General features: G+C 43.5%; 11 protein-coding genes. 4 read left to right on the top strand and 7 right to left on the bottom strand.

The genetic code is table 11. The features are described from left to right. Positions 1-109 precede the first annotated feature (109 nt). The gene (locus tag NWE91_02375; GenBank protein MCW3985241.1) at positions 110-370 is read right to left on the bottom strand and encodes a hypothetical protein; all 261 of its coding nucleotides are present in this window, start codon (positions 368-370) and stop codon (positions 110-112) included. Positions 371-521: 151 nt separating this feature from the next. Further along, positions 522-677, bottom strand: a complete 156-nt coding sequence (locus tag NWE91_02370) for a hypothetical protein (GenBank protein MCW3985240.1) — start codon at positions 675-677, stop codon at positions 522-524. A 95-nt stretch (positions 678-772) separates the two neighbouring features. Here NWE91_02370 and NWE91_02365 point away from each other — a divergent pair, with 95 nt between their 5' ends. Both NWE91_02365 and NWE91_02360 read left to right on the top strand, forming a co-directional pair. After that, positions 773-2,479 (top strand): hypothetical protein, encoded by a 1,707-nt coding sequence (locus NWE91_02365; protein MCW3985239.1) that lies wholly within the window; start codon positions 773-775, stop codon positions 2,477-2,479. A gap of 707 nt (positions 2,480-3,186) precedes the next feature. Next, positions 3,187-3,906, top strand: a complete 720-nt coding sequence (locus tag NWE91_02360) for a hypothetical protein (GenBank protein MCW3985238.1) — start codon at positions 3,187-3,189, stop codon at positions 3,904-3,906. Between the two features lie 25 nt (positions 3,907-3,931). Here NWE91_02360 and NWE91_02355 read toward each other — a convergent pair whose 3' ends face one another. Further along, entirely contained in the window at positions 3,932-5,218 is a 1,287-nt protein-coding gene (locus NWE91_02355; protein MCW3985237.1) for a hypothetical protein, read from the bottom strand. Between the two features lie 172 nt (positions 5,219-5,390). On the opposite strand from NWE91_02355, the gene dapA reads away from it, so the two are divergent. Both dapA and NWE91_02345 read left to right on the top strand, forming a co-directional pair. Then, complete coding sequence (gene dapA / locus NWE91_02350; GenBank protein ID MCW3985236.1) at positions 5,391-6,869, top strand: 4-hydroxy-tetrahydrodipicolinate synthase; 1,479 nt, start codon at positions 5,391-5,393, stop codon at positions 6,867-6,869. A gap of 300 nt (positions 6,870-7,169) precedes the next feature. Next, positions 7,170-7,952, top strand: a complete 783-nt coding sequence (locus tag NWE91_02345; protein ID MCW3985235.1) for a hypothetical protein — start codon at positions 7,170-7,172, stop codon at positions 7,950-7,952. Positions 7,953-8,006: 54 nt separating this feature from the next. On the opposite strand, the gene NWE91_02340 is transcribed toward NWE91_02345, so the two are convergent. The 4 genes from NWE91_02340 to NWE91_02325 form a co-directional block, all read right to left on the bottom strand. Beyond that, positions 8,007-8,468 carry a hypothetical protein gene (locus NWE91_02340; protein MCW3985234.1) on the bottom strand — a complete coding sequence of 154 codons (462 nt, stop codon included), beginning with the start codon at positions 8,466-8,468 and terminating at the stop codon, positions 8,007-8,009. Between the two features lie 487 nt (positions 8,469-8,955). Continuing rightward, positions 8,956-9,852, bottom strand: a complete 897-nt coding sequence (locus tag NWE91_02335) for a glycyl-radical enzyme activating protein (protein MCW3985233.1) — start codon at positions 9,850-9,852, stop codon at positions 8,956-8,958. An 81-nt stretch (positions 9,853-9,933) separates the two neighbouring features. Beyond that, entirely contained in the window at positions 9,934-12,303 is a 2,370-nt protein-coding gene (locus NWE91_02330) for a glycyl radical protein (protein ID MCW3985232.1), read from the bottom strand. A gap of 348 nt (positions 12,304-12,651) precedes the next feature. Beyond that, positions 12,652-14,342 (bottom strand): aminotransferase class III-fold pyridoxal phosphate-dependent enzyme (locus tag NWE91_02325; GenBank protein ID MCW3985231.1); only part of this gene is annotated, 1,691 nt, incomplete at its 5' end.

The following is a 14,342-nucleotide window of genomic DNA, read 5'->3' as shown; positions in this document are numbered from 1 at the left end:
AGTGACACAAATAGTTGTTGGTATTATACTCTAATTTAAAACAATCGTAGCTCTACGCTATGAGAACGTTAACCCTTAACCGTTACTGGGACAAACTCTAGTCATATTTCTAAGCAGGGGGACTAGGAGGCACTGGAGAACTAGGAGTCTTGTCTTTTCTCACGATTAGGTATATGATTAGCCCGATGATGCCAGTTATTAGAACGATGATAAGCCAAAGCGCGCCGTTCATTCCTCGTGATTCAGCGTCCCTGTATACCCAAACGCATAGTAGGATTGCTATGAGAAAGAAGACGACCGGTATGATGCACAAGATCCCAGCTAACCCAGCGACTTCCCATTCTGCTTGTAATATCGTTATCAAACTCAATTTCCTTCACCTTGGCTATTCTTTTCGTTTGACCTTCCTTATAAGATTTATATGCGCGACATTCTTGGAAAAACGAAGCCTACTTTTTATGTTTGGAACCACTGTGCGTGGGGAGGATATCTCCGTCATTATCTCGACCTTTTTGCTGTTTTTATGATCTCATCTTTTGTAGATAGTTGTAGAGTTCTTTGGCGTAGTTTGAAAGGCTGTCAAGGCGTTTGGTGAGTTCCTCAACTTTAACTTCAAGTCGCACAACTCTTTCAAGAAGATTTGAAGCCTCTTTTCCAGTTTCACCTTCTTTGGCCACACAATCACCTCTTTAATGCTGTTAAGAAAATGGCGTATTTATACTTTGAAGATAGTTTTTAAGCACGAAAAAATCTTATATTCTATGCGGCAGCAATGACCAGACTTGTCAGCAACAAGGCAGTTGAAGAAGAACAAATTCTAAAACTGTGCAAAGAGATTGTAAGCTCTAAAGATATTTTTGCTGCTTGCTTTTATGGTCCGAGAGTATACGGATGCGCCGAGAAAAAAAAGGGCATAAACGCCTTAATAATAATACCTAACTACTCTCCCAAGATACGCAATTTGACCAAACAAGTAAACAATGTCAATCTCTCTATTCTAGCAATCGACCAAAAAGATTTCGAAAGCGACATAGAACATGGAAAACTCGGCGAATTCACTGCAGAAATAATCACCGTACCTTACAAACCATGGAAAAACCCCACCTATTTAAAAGAAATGGAGGTGAAAATGAAAAAACGGTTTGCGTTGGAGCTCCTAAAAAGCATAATCCTGCAATACCCCGAATTATCTGTGGAGCTTCTCATTAAACCAGAGTACTTCATGTATGAAGTTATACGAAGAAGGGCGAGACTTTTCCCACCTTTAAAGTACAGCGTCTTAAACATGTTCAAGAGAAAGACGAGAAAACAAAATGTCAATTCTATCATGAATGGCTACCTAAAAGCTCTAAGGGAATTAGAAACAGAAAACTACATAGCGTTTTCCAATGGCTACATAAGAATTGACAAAGATTTTATAGAAGCAACAAAACGCCAGAGAACAAAAATTTCCAACATCTCCATATCCATCCAAAAAGCTCTATTGCCCTATATTCAAAGCATTTCCTCAAAAATAACAACGGCTTTCCTACAAGATCGAAGCTTCTTTGCAAGAAGTTCTCATCGAAGAACAGGAAAAAAATTACTTAGAGAACTAGAAGAAACAGAAAAATATCTATTAATGCCCACACCTCTCGGGCCAGTTCCTTTTTCCGATAAAACAAACATCCAAGACTTCGTACGAAAGACCGTGCCTGGCGGAGAAGCGTTAAAAATGACAATTGAAGAAATGGGCGGCGTTCTAAATAGTGTCTTCTTACTTTGCCTTCAAAAAAATCATGAAACACAGAAGATAGTAGTGAAAAAGTTCGACGATTGGCTGGGTCTCAAATGGTTTCCCTTAACCCTTTGGACTCTAGGTACTCAATCATTCGCTATGCTTGGAAAAACGCGGCTCGAAAGAGAGTACTCCATCAACCGGTTTCTTAGCAAACACGGTGTCGCTGTTCCCCGCATTCTTTACGTCAGTCTTAAAGAGCGTTTGATTTTCGAAGAGTATATCGAAGGAGAAAAACTAGGTGAAATAGTGAAACGAATAATTACCTCATCATCAAAAGAAGGCAGAATAAAGAATAGTGAAATTATTAAAGCAGTTGGAAAAGAAATCGCAGAAATACATTCGTTGGGTGTAGCTCTCGGAGACTGCAAGCCTGAAAACATACTTGTTTCAGATGACGGCGAAATATGCTTTTTGGACCTTGAACAAGCAACAAGAAACGGAAACCAGCCTTGGGACATTGCAGAGTTCCTTTACTACTCAGGCCATTACATTCTTCCAATTCACTCTGGCGAACCCGCCAGAATAATTGCTTCTTCTTTTGTAGAAGGCTATTTAGAGGCGGGAGGAAGAAGAGAAAACATAAAGAAGGCTGCTTCTGCAAAATACACAAAAGTCTTCAGCGTATTCACCTTGCCTCATATTATTTTGATAATAGCAAACATCTGCAAAAAAATGGGAAAAAAGAGAAGCAATGAATAAGGCAACCCTAACTTTTTTCGGTGGAATCAACGAGATAGGCGGCAACAATTGTTCTCCAAGATAAATACACTAAAGTCTTTTTGGACTTTGGCTTATCGTTCTCCAAATAAACGAAATACTTTGCAGGGTACCTCTATCCGCGAAAGGTGAACGGAGCATCCAACTCTGTTCAGGAAACTATTCAGCAAATATTCTGTGAAGCTTACAGAAGAAGGAAAAAAAGATTTCACTTTAGAGAATGAGTCGTAGCTATTTAAAATCTAAAGAAGGAATTATTATGTTACATTTTATCCTGAGTTTCGTAAACCTTAAGATACGCGGTTTGCTATTGTATTTTTGATAGACTTGTTTAGCGTGAGAGTTGACCGACGTTTGCGGCAATTTGTCCACTGTTTGGGATTTAGCTGTATTGGAGGAGCCATATTTCTGCAGATTCTTGTTTTCTCAGACATTGTTACACAAGGCTACTTTTTCGCAGTGGAGCATAACCAGCTGATTTTGTCGTTTGAAGTCGTGCTGACTTTATTTGCTCTTATTTACTTCCTGTATGTATACCAACGTTTTATACGCGCATTGGAATAGCAGATTTTCGATAGCAAAAATTAAAAATACGCTTGAAACGGTTTTAGTTTTTCAAAATAATGTTAGAAAACCGTTAAATACTGTTTGATAGAACCCACTAAGCGCTTCTAGAAGGTGGAAAAAGATTGAACACTAAACGATTAGTATCTTTACTGATAGCAACAGTGATTCTTACAACTATATGCGTGAGCGCACCCGTATACTCAGAAACTGATGAGAAATACAAATGTTACTCGCTTGATTCGCTAGGTCTGCTTGTAGAAATAGAAACAAGCGCCCTAGCTTGGCGCGAAGAGAACATAAACATCACAATACGAGCAGAGGCTACACAGGCAAATATCCACATCCACTATATCCAAGTAAATATTTTCAGCTTGAAGGAAAGTCGAGACGAAACACTACTCGATAACACTGCGTTTCTTGAAGATGCACATCTCAATTTGGGGGAGTTCAATGAAACTTCATATGAGGTGCTAATTCCAAAGGACACGTTACCTGGCTTGCTTTACGGTGAAGTAGACTATAATTGGTCTATTGAAGGCGATCCATCAGTATTTGATAAGCTTAAAGCCTTTGCCGCCACGTATATTCAAAACAAACCTTACGAAGAGTTGAGACAAGATTATGAGGCTTTGAATAGTTTCTGTAACGACTTGCAGGCTAACCATACTGCATTGGAGGTAAACTATACCGATTTACAGCAGAAGTATCAACAGTTGGAAGGTCAGCAGATCGGTGAGAATAACTCAACAGGTTTGATGTACATCTTCATAATAACTACAGGAATCTTCGTTGTAACAACAATTCTCTTAATGGTAAGGCGTCCTAAGACGACAACGTGGTAAGCTTCGCTGTAAGCATCAGTACCATCTATTTCTTGTGCAGTTTCTGAGCGGCGATGAAGGTTAAGCCTCGCTCGGTGAGGGCTTTAGCAGTTCTATTCATCGAGTCATGCTTATCAAGATAATTAATTGTTAGTTTCGGCATCAAATTCTGCGCAAGAATGTCCTTTTTGGGGACAAAATATTCCAAGACGTCGGACGGGTGTTCCCGGCCTTTCTCAACTTCGAGCAACCCGCCTTCATGTTTGGCACTAATGTTCTTCACATGGTCTGCGATTTCCAGAAGTTCGTCAAGTCGGTTGTATGGCTGTCTGACAATGCTCTTGTAAGTTTCTACGATGTGATGTTCAATGCGCACAATGTCTTCAAATTCGAAATCTTTTCGTATATAGGCTGAAATTTCAATTGTCTCGTTATTGACGGCATTCGAAAGATTGAAGCCTATTAGTGGGCTTGTGCCATCGTTACGACTGAAGAGTTTAGCGGTCATTAGTGTCCAGAAGCAAGAGTAAGGATTGTCGTTGCCCAGAAATACTGAAATCTTGAATTCGATGTCGATTCCAAGCTTGTGGAGCCAGTATCCCAGCATTACGCTTCCTATGTTTATATTCAACACCTGTCGAATGCCGTATTCAGTGTAATAGTGCAGAAATTCATCAACCCACTTCAAAGCGTATTCGTTTGGCATCCCGACACCGCCAAAATATCCGGTGATAGTCTCGGGTCCACCTAAGTGAACGTTGATGGGCAAGCCGTCAGGTCCAGGCAGAGTTCCCTTCGTATCTAACGTTTCCACGTACGAAGCGCCTACAATCTGCATTGCTGCTGCAAACGCCAAGATTTCATTGTCTTCAACTTGCTCTTTCATGGAACGGACGCGAATAAAGCGACTGGGCATAAGGTCCTGCTGTGCAATGGCTTTTTTTGCTTCTTCTATAACCCAAGGGAAAAAGTTGCACGCGCTGATTTCAAGGGTGACAGCAAATAACTCATCGAACGACATAGAATCGGCTTTATCTCCTAGAATTTTCCTGCGATAATTGGGAATGCTGATAAAAGCATCTTTGTCCCGTTGTTCAATAAGCCACTCAAGATCTTTCACAAAGGGCGAGTTCTTTGCCTTTAGTTGACCCATGAGGTTTTCGAGTTTACGTGCTTCTCGAGCCTTTCGGTTAATCTCTTCGACACTGCCATATTTTTCAATAATTTTCAGTAAATTATCCACAAGAGGGTTGTCTTCTTTCAGAAGGAAATCGTTAATTTTCTTTAGGTTTTCTTCCTTGATTCTCAATTTTTGTTTGAGGTTGTTCAACACATGCTCCTCCAAGTTTTCTAATGACTTTTAGTGGCGCTTTGTGTTGCGTTATAATGTGAGTAGTATTTATAAGAATAGCTCTGCGAAATCAATGTCAATTTACACTGGTCAACGTAGAGTGAAGGACTTAAATGTATATAAAACACGATAAATTGTAAAGGAGTTGGAGTTGATGTTCGAACCTAAAGGGATCATGCCTGCTTTAGTGACGCCTTTTACTGATGATGGAAAGCAGGTTGATGAAGAGCAAATTCGTGTGCTTGTTAATCACTGTATTGAGCTTGGCGTTAGCGGTGTTGTTCCGTGTGGGACTACTGGTGAGTTCATAAACATGACTATCGAGGAAAGGAAGCGTGTTATTGACGTTGTTGTTGACGCGGTTAACGGCAGAGTTTCTGTTGTGGCAGGTACCGGAGCAAGCGGAACCGAGCAAGCGTTAGAGATGACAAAGTATGCAAAGGATGCGGGTGCTGACGCAGCTTTAATTGTGACACCTTACTACTTAAAGCCTACCAGCAGAGGAATTTACGAGCACTATTTCACTATTGCGTCTAAGGTGGATTTACCCTTAATCCTCTACAACATACCTCAATGCACCGGACTACCTTTGCCATGGCAGATGGTGGAAGACCTCGCGCAGATACCCAACATAGTCGGCGTCAAAGACAGCAGCGGGCAACTTAGCTTCATTTTGGCAGTTTTAGAGAAGGTTCGCGACAAAATTAACGTGATGTGTGGTCATGACGAGGTGGTTATGGCGGCTTTGGCTGCTGGAGCCAGCGGAGCAATCCTAGCAAGCGCCAACTTCATTCCTGACATTTGGATTGAAATCTACGACAACGTACAAAAGGGCGATTTACAGAGGGCTCGTGAGCTGCAGTATAAGGTTCAGAAAATCGCAAGGATTACGGCTCAGAGTGGCGCGGTGGGCACTAAGGAGGCTTTGAACATGATAGGAATTAAGGTTGGGCGTGTAAGATTGCCGCTTAGCGTTGGCGGTGAGCTTACGTATGAGGCGAGGGAGGAGTTGCGGCTGGATTTGGAGAAGATTGGCAAGATAAAGGCTAAACCAGTTACGTTTGAGGTTGAGGAGAAAGCTTTGGAAGAAAGGTTTACGGCTGTTCACGTAATGCCTGAAGTAATTCATGATTTCAAGCTGCGTGTGGGTGAGGCTTTGGCTGGGAAGGATGCGGAAGTGGCGCATATCGACCTGATGATTGGCAAGAAAGACGGTCCTGTGGGTGAGGCATATGCGAGGGCTAAGGCGAATCCGACTTCTGGACATGAGGCGCTTGTAGCTATTCTGGAGCCCAATGTTTTGGTAAAGCCTGTTACATTGATGGTTCCCACGGTGACGATTAAGAACATGCGGCAGGCGAGTATGATTTATGGTCCGGCGCAGGCCGGCGTGGCTAAAGCAGTCGCGGACAGTTTGGCGGATGGCAGCATTCCAAAAGGGGCTGCGGAGGATTTGATTATTATTGCGAACGTTTTCGTACATCCGTCAGCGGTTAATCGGCAAAGAGTGTACATTAATAATTACAAGGCTATGCGGCACGCTATTCGAAGAGCCGTTGAGGGAAGACCATCGGCAGATGAGGTTACGGAGAATAAAGACCGGTCGAAGCACCCCTTCAAATACACACCTTAATTGATGCTTCATTTACTTATGCGTAGCCTTACAACCTTGAGTTTCTCTTTTAGAATCCTTATTGTCTCCTTCGCAAGAGCTTCGTACTTTTCTTTAGCTTCAGCGCCGCGTAGGAATTCTTCATCTTCTTTTCGATGTACGAACTTCCTTCTTTTTTTGTTTATTTCCTCTAGGGCTGTAAGCTCTTTGTCATCTATTTTGCTGATGGCGAAGAGGTAGTTGGCTATTTGGTAGAGGGGTTTTCTAACATATGGAAAAAGTGAGCAAACCTAAAGTAGTTATGGTTGTCTAGATGGGCTTATGAAAGAAAGCAGAAAGACTTTGCTAGTTCTAATAGTGCTCCTATTGTGCACATTTCTTCCAACTCTTGCTGCTGTGCCTTTCACTCAAGAAGAGAGCACACTAGTGATTAGAGATGTCTTCAAGCAAACTTCCACAGCGTACTTGTGGCTCAGCCCAACAATTCATGTTATCACCGTTGTACTTCTTGTTGCCTTGTATCGATATGGATCAAGAGTTGGCAGAATCGCTGACGCATTCTTCGGAATTCTGTTTCTGTTCTTCGCTTTTGGCAACCATATCGCTGTAACTGAGAACTACGGATTTGTCGTATTAACTGGCAACTTGGTTTCCATTCTAATCGTTGGTCTGTTCTGGATGTGGGAAGCCTGTAAACCTCTCAACGAGTATGTTTTTCAAAAGTTACCTGCTTGGAGATACTGGGTGTTACCTTTTGTCTTTCTGGCTTTTTGGTCTCCGATAAACGCTGAGCTGAGCCCAGACTTCAATCCCTTGCTGCTGCTCACATCTTCTTTTGGAGTGATGTACTGTCCCACAACACCACTCATCGTAGCCGTTTTGACATTGATTTATCCAAGGGTCAACATCTTTCTACTTAGAGTCACAAGTTTCGTTGGGTTGTTAATCGGTCTATTTAACGCCATGTCGTTCTTCATGATGCCTGGATACACCCTGTGGAACCTGGTCCTTCACACACCACTGATATTCATCTCAGCATACGGCTTGCTGATCCCAATCCTAGTGAAGAAGAACTTTTCCTCACAAGAGGAGAGGACAAGATAGAAAAAGAGGGGAATCGCGGGAGATATCTCCACAGTAGGGAGGAATTAAATCTACCTATAGGGCAGACTCGTATTCTACATCTAACTCCCAACCAATTTCTTCCCATGCCTTCCTCATCACGGGATTGCGCTTGAGATACTCATCAACAACCTCCTTGGGTACTCGGTTCAAAAGACAAGAAAAATTGACACATTTAGAACATGTGTACTTTTGTAAAGTCCAAAAAAACATAATTAAACCCCATACGGTGAGACTCAGTAAAATGAATTGTTCACCGAGAACCAATAATGGAAAAGGATAACCGCAAATTACGATAAAACCAATTAAAAGCTGAATTTTCTCTGAATTGCTAATCGGTTCAGGGTGGTATTTCCAAAACTTAGGGCAGCCATAATTGGCGATGCAATGTAGGATGACGCTTTTTTCAGCATAATAAGGGCAATGACTACAAAGGATACGTATCTCCCAGAAGCCGAAAAAGACTATTGCTAACGCCAACCAACCTAAAAGATACAAGCCATATCCACCTAATATTATTCCAATAAGAGCCGGGAACACAAAAGAAAGAGATAGACCCACAAAATGAAGTAGATCTCCTAGGTTATAGCGACATTTCAAGCAGTCAGTGATGGTACAATTCTTGCACTCGGAAATCGGTCGCCAACTACATAAGTTGTAAGGGTTATTGGTCTGCCTTTGGTTTGCCATGATAACTACCTCACGAGTTTATAGGAGTTGTATACTCGTTTATTTGCGATTTGAAGTTATCACTTTATGTGCATATGCTCTGAGTATCTAAGGAACAAACTTTAGAAGGAGTGTTTACAGGGAATGTCTTCACAATAAGAATGTGTTTCTATTCTCTGCTTTGCCAGCGCTATGATTGCTAGAATGTGAAGAGCAAGCGGTGTGTGTGGGTGTGTGTGGGGTGGGTTCAAATCCCCCCCCCCCACTCTTCAATGAATCCTCACTGTTTTTTCGCATGCGTGTTGTGCATGCGTATTTATCCTCCTACGTTGACGACGAAGCCATAACTCTTGATTAGTCTCAGGCTTTGATCCAGCATTCTATCCGATGGTTTTGCAAAAATCCTTACCTCTTTACCTAGTCTCTTGGCTTTGTCAACTCCAAGTTTATGGTACGGAAGGACGCTGATCCTTCTGATATTTCTCAATCCGGAGACTAGCTCGCACATAGTGCTTATGTTGGCTTTGGTGCTATTGACGCTGGGGATTAGTGGAAAGCGAATGATTATCTGCTTGCCAAGCTTGTCTAGCATTTTCAGGTTCTCGATAATTGGCTTGTTGGAGACCCCTGTATGCAGTTTGTGTTTTTTGGGGTCCATCATTTTCAGGTCGTAGAGGAACAGATCTACCTTACTGCTAATCTTGGCCAAGGTTTTCCTCTCCATGTAGCCACTTGTGTACACTGTCGTGTGGATGCCTGTTTCCTTACATCTGTTCAAGAGGACGTGCAGAAAGACAGGTTGAGCGAGTGGTTCACCGCCAGACGCGGTCAAGCCACCAGATTCTCCGTAGAATGCGCGGTCCTTCTCAACTTCCGCCATCACCTCTTCTGCTGACACTGTTTTCCCCACGATCTCCCTTGCATTTGCAGAGCATTTCGCAGCGCAAACGCCGCAGACTTCGCATTTTCCACGTTCAATGACAATTGAGCTATTCGAAATGGAGATCGCTGAATTGGGGCAAGCTGATATGCATGTCCGACATTTTAAGCATCTGTCTGGCCAAACCATGAGTTCCGGGCTGAAGGATTGTCCCTCGGGGTTATGGCACCACCAACAGGAGAGAGGGCACCCTTTGAAGAACACTGTTGTGCGTATGCCGGGGCCATCGTGTATGGCATATCTTTTGATGTCGAAGATTAGTCCTTCAGCCATATCCATTCACCCTGCTTCATAGTTTGTGGAGCTACGTTTTACGGGAAGCTTATGCTCAAACCTTAGACCACCTTGTTTCTTCTATAGTCTGTGTTCTGTTCTTGATATGATTTCATCTTGAAGTTCCTTGTGTAGGCCTACGAAAAAGTCGCTGTAGCCGGCCACACGCACAAGAAGATTTCTGTAGCTTTCAGGGTCGCGTTGGGCGTCGCGGAGCGTTTCCTTGTCAACTATGTTGAACTGAACGTGGTGCCCACCAAGCCTGAAGAATGTTCGGATGAGGCACACGATCTTCTGAAGGTCTTCCTCGGTTTTTAGTACCTGCGGTGAGAATTTCATGTTTAGGAGAGTGCCCCCTGTTTTCGTATGGTCCCATTTAGTCACTGATTTCATGACTGCTGTTGGTCCTTCCCTGTCTGCCCCTTGAGTCGGCGAAACACCCTCTGATATGGGCTGTTCAGCCTTTCTGCCGTCGGGAGTGGCACCACACAGTTTCCCGAAATAGATGTGGACCGTTGTCGGGAGCAAGTTTATCCTGTACTTTCCTCCTCTTGTGTTGGGCCTGCCATCCACCGCTTCAAAGTAGATTTCAACGAGTTCCCTTGCGATACTATCTGCATAGTCGTCGTCGTTGCCATACTTCGGGGTCTTGTTGAGAAGAATCTGACGGATTATCTCGTATCTGCCTTTGAAGTTGTCTCTACATGCTTTCAGGAGCTTTTTGAAATCAATGTCTTTTCGGTCAAAAGCATGATATTTGATTGCCGTGAGACAGTCAGTGAGGGTGCCCAGTCCTGTTCCCTGTATGTAACTCGTGTTGTATTTTGCGCCGCCGTCATTGTAGTCCTTGCCGGTCTCGATGCAGTTGTCGATGAGCACGGATTGGAAGGGCACAGGCATGTGTTTTGCGAAGATTCTTTCGATTATGTTATTACCCGCTATCTTGAGGTCCACAATGTGCTTCAGTTGTTTCTTGTAGGCTTCAATGACTTCATCGAAGGACTGGAAACCTGCAGGGTTCCCTGTTTCAATGCCGATTCTTTCCTTTGTTCGCGGATCCACCCCATTGTTCAGTGTAATCTCAAGGATTTTCACCCAATTCAGGTAGCCCGTTAGCACCGTGGTTTCCTTTCCGAAAGCGCTTATGGTCACGCAGCCGCTTGGGCCGCCCAGTCTGGCTTCCTCTATGGTTTTGCCCTGGCGGAGTTGCTCTTGTGTTATTATGTCTGTGTTGAATATCGAAGGTTTAGGGTGCCCTGTTCTGATTATCTTGAGAGCCTTCTCCAGAAACCTATCCGGGTTTCTGCTGCTTATTTGAACGCAGGTGTTTGGTTGCATGACTCGAAGTTCGTCTTCAACCTCAAGGACTAGATAAGAGAGCTCGTTAACTGCATCGTTCCCATACTTGTCAACTCCTCCTAGGTTGGGGGTGGCGAAGTCCTGGTATGTTGCACTCTGCTCCATTGTCACATCTACTTTCGGCGGGGCTGGTTGGTTGGAGAACTTGATCCAGAAGCACTTCAGCAGCTCTTTTGCCTCATCTCTGGTCAGTCGACCTTCTTCTATGTCCCTTCTGTAGAAGGGGTACAGGTTGAGATCCAGTCTTCCTGGATTGAAGGAATCCCAAGTGTTAACCTCCAAGGTGACACCGAGATGGACAAACCAGTACATCTGTAGTGCTTCCCAAAAGGTTCGGGGAGCATACGCCGGAACCCTGCTGCACACTTCAGTGATTTTTTTGAGTTCTCTTCTCCTCTTGGGGTTTCTCTCTTTTCTCGCCATCGCCTTTGCCAGTTGAGCATGTCTGGATGCGAAGCTGACGACTGCGTCACAGCATATCTCCATGGCCTGCAGCTCTTGTTCCTTATCGTAGGAACTAGGGTCATTCACAAAATCCAGCCTTTTCCGGCGTTCCTCTATCAGCCTCTTGAAATCGGTCAATCCCAGGCGATATATCTTGTCATCCATTATTGCATGTCCGGGTGATCTCTGCTCCATGAACTCAGTGAAAACGCCCGCTCTGAAAGCCCTCTTCCACTCCTCGGGCACAGAGCGAAATACCCTGCTTCTCAGATCCCTGCCATTCCAGAAGGGAATTACATATTCCTCATAGATCTTTCTAGTCTTCCTACTAACACGATAAGGTGTCACGGAGCGTGACTCAAGTATATCCAGATCCTGAAGAGAATGGCAACACAACTCGGGGTATGTGGGGACAGCTCTTGGACTTCTGCCCTTCTCTCCCACTAGCAGCTCTCCCTCTTCTATGTACAAGGTCTTGTGTTCCAAAACACGTTTGTAGGCTAGGGCTCGGAGAACTGGCCCAGACAGGCCCTTAGCAAATTCGCTTCGGTAGAAATCTGTAATAAGTACAGCCCTCTCAGGGTCTATGAAAGGGACAGTATCTACACTCTGCTTCCAAAGCTTCTCGATTCTATTGTTCGTCACCACAGCCTTCACTTGTCAATGCGCATATACTTGCTGTATGCTCAGTTGCGGTTATAGAGATTCCGACTAGAGTTCGATTCGCAATCACAGAGTGAAAAAGACAAGATTTGCACACGCAGGCATCACAAAAGCGAGAGAGGTCCCCTCGTCAAGATGGAGTTTGAGTATAGAAGCTCAGACTATGAGAGGCATGGGCATCCAGAGGAAAAATGCGATTTTATTGTGTGCTGGGACACAGACTAGAAGCAATGTCTAATCGAAGTCATGCGCGCGCCAGATAAATCTGGACTTACGCATGTCACACGCGAATCATAATTTGTAAATCTAGGCACACAAGTCGTTTTAACGCTTTTAGTTATTGTTAGGATATGTATCGAGTACTTTTTCTAATTCATCAATCAACTGTTGCGCATTCCTTTTGTTGAAGCACATGGGTGGTTTGATCTTGATTACGTTTTCGTGAGGACCATCTGTATCCACCAAAATTTCATTTTCTCTAAATCGATTCTTCACATATCCTGCTAACTTCGTGTGTGGTTCCAATGTATCTCGATCCTTAACAAACTCAATGCCCAAGAAAAATCCGAAGCCTCTAATATCTCCTATTTCAGGATAACTCTTTATGAGAGCACTTAATTTCTGCTTCAGGTAGCTACCCGTTTCCAAGGCATTTTTCTGCAATTCTTCCTCTTCGATTACTTCAAGAACAGCTAGGCCAATAGCACAGGATACTGGATTTCCACCATACGAACTGAAGAATTCTATACCATTTTCAAAAGATCGTGCTACATCATCGGTCGAGACCACAGCAGCAAGTGGATGACCATTACCCATAGGCTTGCCAAGAACCACAATGTCTGGCACGACACCTTGCATTTGAAAACCCCAGAAGTGTTCTCCCAAGCGTCCAAATCCTGTTTGAACCTCATCGGATATACATACACCCCCCTGTGCCCTGATGGCACGGTAAACTCCCTTCAAATAGCCTTTGGGTAGTGGCACTTGACCGCCACAACCAATCACCGGTTCACAGATAAATGCGGCAACATCTTTGCCACTCTTATTAAGAAGATTGATTGCCTCATGTGCGTACAGTTTTCCTGCTTCCCCGTCATTGTTCTTGTATGGTCCTCTATAAGTGTCAGGAATAGGCGCCTTGAGGATGTAAGAGGCTGGGCCTTCACCTCCTTTACCTTCGAATTTGTAAGGACTAATGTCAATACCTATTTTTGTGTTACCATGATAGCCATGTTCAACAGCCATAATCTTTTGGTAACGAGTATGTGTGTAGGCTAAACGGATGGCAAGGTCACTTGCTGCACTGCCAGAGTTTACGAAAAACACCTTATTTAGTGGCTCAGGAAATTTTGCGAGCAACTGTTCCGCATAATCATTCAGTTGATCATATAGGTAGCGGGTATTTGTGTTCAGTAAAGCCATCTGCCTTTGACCGGCTTGAACCACTTTGGGGTGGCAGTGACCTACATGAGGTATGTTGTTTCGGGCATCAAGATAGGTTTTGCCACTGGCATCGTACATATATTGGAATGCAGCTTTCACCATCTTAATAGGCTGTGAATAGCTTACCGAAAGCGACTTGCTGATGTACCTCCATCTTCTTTTCAAGTCTGTTTCAGTATCCAGGTAGACCTTTGCCTTTAGACCTGCTGACCTTTTGAATTCGTTTGTCGCCTGAATAGGGCTGATGGAAATCCATTTCTCTAACATTTCCCATGCAGGCCTTTCACTAACGATGATGTATTTGTTATCAGGGTTTTGAATCTTGTTGTAAGCCGAGTTGCATACACTTGTGCATAAACGGGCTGCAATTAGGTAATAGAGTAGTTCAAGTTCTTTCTTTTCTAATGGCAATATTTCATTATATGCTTTTATCATATGACAAGCCCATTCTGTGGGTTTAGATTTTCCCAAAATGGCATAGGTAATGGCGATTGCTAATTCATTAATCAAAGGTGAATAAACTATATCACCAAAATCGATAATTCCAGAAACCTTCTCATCCCGGATCAGTAGGTTCCAGT

Source organism: Candidatus Bathyarchaeota archaeon (assembly GCA_026014805.1).
In the GTDB taxonomy this organism is placed as follows: Archaea; Thermoproteota; Bathyarchaeia; order Bathyarchaeales; family SOJC01; genus JAGLZW01.
Note: the sequence above shows the minus strand (reverse complement) of the source record. Positions and strands in the feature narration are given on the sequence as shown.